This window comes from Pseudomonas sp. Sample_16, assembly GCF_004307665.1.
GTDB lineage: Bacteria > Pseudomonadota > Gammaproteobacteria > Pseudomonadales > Pseudomonadaceae > Aquipseudomonas.
The window spans coordinates 44,327-51,991 of record NZ_RCOB01000087.1; the positions used below are offsets into that span (position 1 = coordinate 44,327).

The 7,665-nt window shown below is 60.3% G+C and carries 7 protein-coding genes; 2 read left to right on the forward strand and 5 right to left on the reverse strand.

The annotated features are described in order from the left end of the window. Positions 1-27 precede the first annotated feature (27 nt). Both D8U69_RS12715 and D8U69_RS12720 read right to left on the reverse strand, forming a co-directional pair. Positions 28-1,209, reverse strand: coding sequence for a CaiB/BaiF CoA-transferase family protein (locus D8U69_RS12715; RefSeq protein WP_130907421.1), 1,182 nt, complete (start codon positions 1,207-1,209; stop codon positions 28-30). A 143-nt stretch (positions 1,210-1,352) separates the two neighbouring features. After that, entirely contained in the window at positions 1,353-2,687 is a 1,335-nt protein-coding gene (locus tag D8U69_RS12720) for a dicarboxylate/amino acid:cation symporter (RefSeq protein WP_130907422.1), read from the reverse strand. 338 nt (positions 2,688-3,025) lie between these two features. Here D8U69_RS12720 and D8U69_RS12725 point away from each other — a divergent pair, with 338 nt between their 5' ends. Next, positions 3,026-4,024 carry an AraC family transcriptional regulator gene (locus D8U69_RS12725; protein ID WP_056853140.1) on the forward strand — a complete coding sequence of 333 codons (999 nt, stop codon included), beginning with the start codon at positions 3,026-3,028 and terminating at the stop codon, positions 4,022-4,024. A 120-nt stretch (positions 4,025-4,144) separates the two neighbouring features. On the opposite strand, the gene D8U69_RS12730 is transcribed toward D8U69_RS12725, so the two are convergent. The 3 genes from D8U69_RS12730 to D8U69_RS12740 form a co-directional block, all read right to left on the reverse strand. Further along, the gene (locus D8U69_RS12730) at positions 4,145-5,491 is read right to left on the reverse strand and encodes an ATP-binding protein (protein WP_056853141.1); all 1,347 of its coding nucleotides are present in this window, start codon (positions 5,489-5,491) and stop codon (positions 4,145-4,147) included. After that, positions 5,488-6,165 (reverse strand): response regulator transcription factor, encoded by a 678-nt coding sequence (locus D8U69_RS12735; protein ID WP_130907423.1) that lies wholly within the window; start codon positions 6,163-6,165, stop codon positions 5,488-5,490. Before D8U69_RS12735 ends, D8U69_RS12730 begins: the two co-directional genes overlap by 4 nt. A 61-nt stretch (positions 6,166-6,226) precedes the next feature. Further along, positions 6,227-6,559 (reverse strand): hypothetical protein, encoded by a 333-nt coding sequence (locus D8U69_RS12740; RefSeq protein WP_130907424.1) that lies wholly within the window; start codon positions 6,557-6,559, stop codon positions 6,227-6,229. A gap of 143 nt (positions 6,560-6,702) precedes the next feature. Here D8U69_RS12740 and D8U69_RS12745 point away from each other — a divergent pair, with 143 nt between their 5' ends. Then, a complete protein-coding gene (locus D8U69_RS12745; protein ID WP_130907425.1) occupies positions 6,703-7,494 on the forward strand; it encodes a dienelactone hydrolase family protein in 792 nt (263 codons plus the stop codon). Positions 7,495-7,665 lie beyond the last annotated feature (171 nt).

Sequence of the window (7,665 nt, forward strand, 5' to 3'; positions counted from 1 at the left end):
CTGCTGGCGATGAGGCCAGTACGGGCACTAGAGAATTACCTTGGCCCGCCGCAGTTCATCAATCCGCTCAACACTAAATCCCAACGCCCCCAACACCTGATCCGTATGCTCGCCCAACGCCGCGCCAATGTGCCGGGGCGCCGGCAATCCTTCTGAAAACTTCAACGGACACGCCATCTGCGCCTGGCTCGAACCATCGCCCCTCGGCACTTGCGTGACCAAATCCCGTGCCTGCAACTGCGGATGACGCAGCGCTTCCCCGACGCTCAAAACCGGCTCCACGCACGCATCCAGTTCCGCAAACAATGCACACAACTCGGCGAAGTCATGTTTCTCGAACTCCACTGTCAGCGCGTCCTTGAGTTTCCTCTGCTGCGACGGTTGCGGGGACAGGCCGAGGCTCGCCAGCTCCTCCAGCCCAAGCGCCACACATAACTGCTTCATGAACGCCGGTTCGAGGCTGCCCACCGACAACCAGCGGCCATCCCGCGAACGGTAATAGTCGTAAAAGCTACCGCCATTGAGCATCTGGTCTTCCCGGCCCGGCTCGACACCGCAGGCCAGGTACCCGGCGCCCGCCATGGCATTAAGGCTGAAGGCGCAGTCGGTCATGCTCACATCCAGGTGTTGCCCCTGCCCGGTTTGCTGGCGGGCGATCACCGCGGCGAGCAATCCGATTACCCCGTGCAACGAACCGCCGGCGACATCCGCCACTTGCGGCCCCAAGGGCAGCGGCCCGCTGTCGGCACGGCCGGTGTAGCTGGCCAGCCCGGCCAGCGCCAGGTAATTGATGTCATGGCCGGCACGTTCCCGGTAAGGGCCGGTCTGGCCGTAACCGGTGATCGACACATAAATGAGTTTGGGATTGATGGCCTTCAGGGCTTCATAGCCCAGCCCCAAACGTTCCATGACACCGGGGCGAAACTGCTCCAGCACAATGTCGTAGTCCTCAAGAAGCTGCTTGATGACCTCCAGCGCCTCAGGCTGCTTGAGGTCCAGCGCCAGGCTGCGTTTATTGCGATTGAGATAGGCGTGGCTGGCTGACACGCCCTGGTCATGGGGTGGCAGCACGCGCAGCAGGTCCATGCGGCTCGGCGATTCGATGCGCAGCACGTGCGCGCCCATGTCCGCCAGTAACAACGAGGCGAACGGCCCCGGCAGCAATGTCGAGAAATCCAGAACCTTGAGTGATGCCAGTGGACCGAGCATGGATGTTCTCCCTGAATGATGCCCCCAGACTAGGCAGCCGGACGCTCAGGGGCAATAACCTTATGTGCCAGTGACGCTGACCGTTGCGCTCAGGTCGCAGGCAGAAAAAAACCCGCCGAAGCGGGTTTTTCATTGCAGCAGGTTTATTTGGCGTTAGCCGGGGCGACCTCGTCGGCGTGGCCCAGAACGTCGTCTTTAGGCTCGTCGGCAATGCCGCGACCGCCAGAAGCCAGCTCGGATTGCAGTACGTCGGTGTCCAGTTCCTTGACCCACTTGGCCACCACGATGGTCGCCACGGCGTTACCAATCAGGTTGGTCAGGGCACGGGCTTCGGACATGAAGCGGTCGATGCCGAGGATCAGCGCCAGGCCGGCAACCGGCAAGTGGCCGACAGCGGACAGCGTGGCTGCCAGTACGATGAAGCCCGAACCGGTCACACCGGCAGCACCTTTGGAGGACAGCAGCAATACCACCAGCAGGGTGATCTGGTGCGTGAGGTCCATGGGGGTGTCAGTGGCCTGGGCAATGAACACGGCCGCCATGGTCAGGTAGATCGCCGTACCGTCGAGGTTGAACGAGTAACCGGTCGGGATCACCAGACCCACGACGGATTTCTTCGCGCCCAGACGCTCCATCTTGATCAGCATGCGTGGCAGTACCGATTCCGAAGAAGAAGTACCCAGTACGATCAGCAGTTCTTCACGGATGTAGCGGATCATTTTCAGAACGCTGAAACCGTGCATGCGAGCAATACCACCCAGCACGATCAGGATGAACAGCAGGCAAGTGATGTAGAAGCACGCCATCAACTGGCCCAGTTGCACCAGCGAGCCGACGCCATAGGCACCGATGGTGAACGCCATGGCACCGAAGGCACCGATTGGCGCGAGCTTCATGATCATGTTGATGATGTTGAACATGACGTGGGCGAAGCGATCGATGAAGTCCAGGATCGGCCGGCCGTAGGCGCCCAGGCGATGCAGGGCGAAACCGAAGATCACCGAGAACATCAAGACTTGCAGGATGTCGCCCGTGGCGAATGCGCCGACGATGGTGGACGGGATCACGTTGAGGAGGAAGCCAACGACGCTTTGATCAGCACCGGCCGCAATATACGTAGCGACCTTGGAAGCATCCAGAGTGCTGACGTCGATGTGCATGCCGTTGCCAGGCTGCACGATATTGACGACCACCAGGCCGACCAGCAAAGCGATGGTCGAAACGATTTCGAAGTACAGCAGCGCGTAACCACCGGTCTTGCCGACCGATTTCATGTCCTGCATGCCAGCGATACCACTGACGACGGTGCAGAAGATGATCGGGGCGATGATCATCTTGATCAGTTTGATGAACCCGTCACCCAGCGGCTTTACGGCCACACCGAGCTGTGGATAGTAGTGACCGAGCAAAATACCGATGACAATTGCAACGATCACCTGGAAATACAGGGATTTATACAGTGGCTGACGAGTCGTCATTGCAAAGTTCCTCAAGAGTACGCGCTGCCAACATCCATCGATGGCCGGCGACACCTCAATTGCGAACCCTCCTGCACTGGAGGGATTTGTTTTTTCGAGCTGCGCGACGGCAGGCATCTGTCGCTTGTATCGCAAAGCCCGTGCCACCTGCGGTAAAACATCCACAAGCCTTTTGATATCAGGGGTTGCAAGTCGCGCCGTATCGTTGAACCGTTGAGCGCACTGGCGGATTTCCGCCCTCCAAACAGATCACGTCCTGCAATTTGGCGGATATCCGCCTTGTCCATCGTTTGGCACCGCAGCTACCATCCGCCGCTCAATGGACGGATTTAGCCGCTATGCGCGAACGCACCATCGCCAGTCACTTCGCCCGCGCCGTCCTCGGTGGCGCGCAACGCCGTGGCCTGGACTATTCGAGCCTGTTGCAACAGTTGGGGATCAGCCCCGAATTGCTCGACGAGCCGCGGGCGCGCATTGCACCGGAGCAGTTCACCCGACTGATTCAGGGACTGTGGCTGGCACTGGACGACGAGTACCTGGGCTTTGGACGCGGCCCCAGCAAGCCGGGCAGCTTCGCCATGATGTGCCATGCGGTGATCCACTGCCGTAATCTGGAGAAGGCGCTGAACCGCGGTTTATTATTTTATAGTCTATTCCCCGACGCCCCGCGCCTGACCCTGACGCGCGAAGACGAGATGATCCGCCTGAGCCTGGACGATTCGCAGCTCTGGGACCCGGACCATTTTCTCAGCGAGAGCCTGCTGGTGATCTGGCATCGTTTCGGCAGTTGGCTGATCGGCCAGCGTATTCGCCTGGAACAGGCCGCATTCAGTTACCCGCGACCGGAACACGGCGCCGAGTACGACTTGTTGTTCTCTTGTCCTTTGACGTTTTCCGCGCCCCAGAGCAGCCTGTTGTTCCATAGCCGCTACCTGAACATGCCGCTGCTGCAGGACGAACGCACCCTCAAGCATTTCCTCGAACACTCGCCGGCCGATCTGCTGTCACGCCCGGACGACGGCAACAGCCTGAGCAGCCAGTTGCGCCGCTTGCTCAGCCGCGACAGTGCCCGCTGGCCGGACCTCGACGCCGTTGCCGCGCACCTGCACATCAGTGCGCAAACGCTGCGTCGACACCTGCGTGAGGAAGGCACCAGTTTTCAGGAGTTGAAAGATCAGTTGCGCCGGGATATCGCGATTTATCACTTGAGCCGCGCGGACCTGTCATTGCAACAGATTGCGGAGCAACTGGGGTTTTCCGAGCCTTCGGCGTTTCACCGGGCGTTCAAGAAGTGGACTGGGGTGACGCCGGGGGCTTATCGGGCGCAGGAAAACTGAACCCATAACCTGTAGGAGCCGGCTTGCTGGCGATGGCGGTGTGTCAGCGACACAAATGTTGACTGACACACCGCCTTCGCCAGCAAGCCGGCTCCTACAAGGGCACGCGATGGTTGCGGATCAAACCAACGGAAAATGTATCCGGAACGCCGCGCCGCCCAAGGGTGAATCGCCCAGGGTCAATCGGGCGCTGTAGCTCTCGATGATGTCCTTGACCACCGCCAGGCCAATACCCTGGCCCGGGTGCTGCCGATCCAGCCGTTCGCCACGCTCGAGAATCCGCGCGCGCTGATCCATAGGCACGCCAGGGCCGTCGTCCTCGACGCACAATTCGATGCCACCGAGGTTTTCCCGCAGGCTGATGCGCACCTCGCCCAGGCACAGGCGGTAGGCGTTCTCCAGCAAGTTACCGAGCATTTCCAGCAAGGCACCCTGCTCGATCGGCACAAAACACTCGTCCGGCAGATCGAAGGTGACCCGCACGCGTTTGTCGCGGTAAACCTTGTCCAGCGTGTCGCACAGGCTTTGCAGCACAGGTCGCAGGCGCACCTGATGCCGCACCAGACCGCTTTTGCGCAGGCTGGCGCGCTGCAATTGATAGCTGATCTGCTGGCTCATGCGTTCGATCTGGGTTTGCAGCACCCATGCCTGATCGCGATCTTCCGGGCGTTGCGCCATGTCTTCGCTGACGCCTTGCAACACCGCCAGCGGCGTTTTCAGGCTGTGTGCCAGATCATCCAGGGAATCACGGTAACGGCTGCGCTGTTCGCGCTCGCTGTGCAGCAAGCGATTGAGCGAACCGGTCAGACGCAACAGTTCCCGGGGATGCTCTTCGCTCAGACTTTCGCGGGTGCCGCCTTCGATCTGGTCCAGCTCCTGACTCAACCGGCGCAAGGCTTTCAGCCCCCAGGTCAGGCCGAACCAGAGCAAGGCCAGCAATACCAGCAACGCTGCCCCGAAGCCTAGATAGAGATTTTCCCGCAGACCTGCGAGGGTGACTTCGTATTCGCGAACCGGCTGCAGGGCAACGATGCTGAACGCCGCACTCTTGCCCCCCAGCAGTTTGACCTCGACGTCATAGACGAAAAACTCCTCGCCGTTGGCCTCGCTGATTCTCGCGAATTCGTTGCCGCGCCCGTCGTAGCGCGGTTTGTAGTTAATGTGTTCCTCCTGCGTGGCCTTCGACCGCCAGACCAGCCGTCCTTCGCGGTCATAGATGTAACCGAGCAAACGGCTGTCAGTGAGGTTGAAACGCTCGTCGGGCAATTGCGCCGGCATCTGCAAACGGTTGCTCTCGACTCGGGCGGCAGAGATCAGCGTCGTGACATCAGACGCCAGACGCTGTTCGATGGAGTCCTGCAAGGCGAGACTGAACGCGCCTTGCATCGCCGGCAGCAACGCCAGCATGAACAACACCGCCAGCAATGTTGCGGCGAGCATCAAGCGAACGCGAAGAGAACGAATCAAGTGCAGCGCTCACTGAACAGGTAGCCGAGGCCACGCACGGTATCGATCGGCTTGAAGCCCGCCGACCCTTCGAGCTTGCGGCGCAGTCGGCCGACCAGCACCTCGATCACATTCGGATCTCGCTCATCGTCATCCGGGTAAAGCTGCTCCATCAACCGGTCCTTGGCCACCACTTGCTGATGATGGCGCATCAGGTATTCGAGGATGCGGTACTCGTAAGCGGTCAACGCCAGCGGTTGCTCATCGAGGGACGCCTGCTTGCGATTGAGATCAAGCTTCAAAGGGCCGGCGACGATGGTCGATTGGGTAAAACCGCTGGAGCGGCGCAACAAGGCATTGAGCCTTGCGTCGAGCTCTTCGAACTGGAACGGCTTGACCACATAGTCATCGGCTCCGGCGGCAAGGCCCTCGACCTTGTCCTGCCAGTTGCCCCGGGCGGTGAGAATCAGGATCGGGAACGCCTTGCCGCCGGAACGCAACTGACGAATCAGATCGAGCCCGCCCATGCCCGGCAGACCAAGGTCGATCACCGCCAGATCGAAATTGAACTGCCCGGCTTGATACAAGGCTTCTTCGGCATTTCCCACGGACTCGACCACGTGGCCGCTTTCCGTCAGACGCGTTTGCAGGTGATGGCGCAACAGCGCTTCATCTTCGACGACCAGCAGTTTCATAACGCTCTCCAGGGCAAATCAACCTCTCCCGAGGGAGATAACCGAGCCTCGATGACTTGTTTCATGACAGTGTGCTGATGTCCGTCGCAAGGGACAGAACAGAGCGGCCCACGAGGTCTTCCTGGCGCAGTTTAATGCCATGGTGCGAGACCGACACGTTGGTGTAACCGGCGTGATAACCGGACTGGCCATTTTGCTGCGCCAGGCTCGCGCCCCAATCACTGTCGTTACTCACCACGGCATTGACGGTCGAGCGGCTCAAGACCCGGGACTTTTTGTCCTTGTCGCCGGTCTGTGCGAAAACACGACTGGCCAAATGATCGTCAGCCGCGTGGGCGGCGGCACTGGCGCCCAGCACAGTGAACGCCAGGAGCAGTTTCTTGAAGCCAGTCATAGGGAGTTTCCTCATGCGCTGTTCGCTTTTTGGGTAGGGCAAGGTTACCGACCTCGCCCTGAACTCCCCCTGAACGCAATCTGAACCTAAGCTGAATCATCTCACCCCAAGCGGTTCGATGAATTTGAACAGGAGATTCAACCATGCGCATGTTCCTCGCTGTCCTTTTGCTGACCTTGAGCGGTCTCGGCCAGGCCGCCATCAAGACCCAGGAAATCCCCTATCAAAGTGCCGACGGCACAAAATTGATCGGCTATTACGCCTACGACGATGCGATCAAGGGACCGCGTCCGGGTGTCGTGGTGGTGCATGAATGGTGGGGGCTCAACGACTACACCAAACGCCGCGCCCGAGACCTCGCCGGGCTCGGCTATAGCGCCCTGGCCATCGACATGTATGGTGATGGCAAGAACACTGAGCATCCCAAGGACGCCATGGCGTTCATGCAAGCGGCCATGAAGGACAGCGCCGCGTCCAGCGCGCGGTTCCAGGCCGGGCTCGACTTGCTCAAGAAACAGGCGCAAAGCGATCCGGACAAAATCGCCGCCATTGGCTACTGCTTCGGCGGCGCCGTGGTGCTCAACGCCGCGCGCCAGGGTGTGCCATTGGCCGGCGTGGTGAGTTTCCATGGCGCGCTGGCGACCAACACCCCTGCCGCACCGGGCAGCGTCAAAGCGAAGATCCTCGTCGAGCATGGTGCGCAGGACAGCATGATCACCCCGGATAACGTTGCCGCGTTCAAAGCCGAAATGGACAAGGCCGGCGCCGACTACACCTTCGTCAGCCTCGACGGCGCCAAGCATGGCTTCAGCAATCCGGATGCCGACCGCTTGGGCCATGGCGATCACGGCGGGCCTGACATCGGCTACAACAAAGCGGCGGATGAAAAGTCCTGGGCGGACATGCAGGCGTTTTTCAAGAAGATCTTTGGCTGACACGCTAAACCCTGTGGCGAGGGAGCTTGCTCCCGTTGGGCTGCGAAGCGGCCCCAGATGGGGCTAACGCGTATACCCTGTTTGCGACTGCTACGCAGCCGAGCGGGAGCAAGCTCCCTCGCCACAAAAGCCCTTTTGCACTACCCAGCCGCAGCCCAACCCGGCAAAATG